The sequence below is a fragment of the Xanthomonas albilineans genome, from assembly GCF_002939705.1.
Classification (GTDB): domain Bacteria; phylum Pseudomonadota; class Gammaproteobacteria; order Xanthomonadales; family Xanthomonadaceae; genus Xanthomonas_A; species Xanthomonas_A albilineans.
Genome location: NZ_MDCB01000143.1, coordinates 1 through 258, shown reverse-complemented (window position 1 = coordinate 258; position 258 = coordinate 1). Strand labels below are relative to the sequence as shown.

The following is a 258-nucleotide window of genomic DNA, read 5'->3' as shown; positions in this document are numbered from 1 at the left end:
TTCCTCCTCCAGCAGTCGCAAGCGCTTGAGCTCAGACGGCCCCAGACCACCGTACTTCTTCCGCCATACGTAAAACGTGGCCTCGGCAATTCCCATCTTCCTACAGATCTCACCGACCGCCATCCCCAACTCGGCCTGCTTGAGCGCATAGGCAATTTGCTCCTCGGTAAACCGTGACTTCTTCATCGCTTGACTCCTCGTGATGACGGGGGCCCATGCCGGCGAAGTCTCTACTTTACGTTGGCCCGGTTTTCCGGG

At 58.1% G+C, this 258-nt stretch carries 1 protein-coding gene; it reads right to left on the bottom strand.

Annotated features, from left to right (window positions below):
- The coding region (locus XalbCFBP2523_RS16140) for a transposase (protein ID WP_146084179.1) at positions 1 to 186 on the bottom strand (186 nt) is incomplete at its 3' end.
- Positions 187 to 258 lie beyond the last annotated feature (72 nt).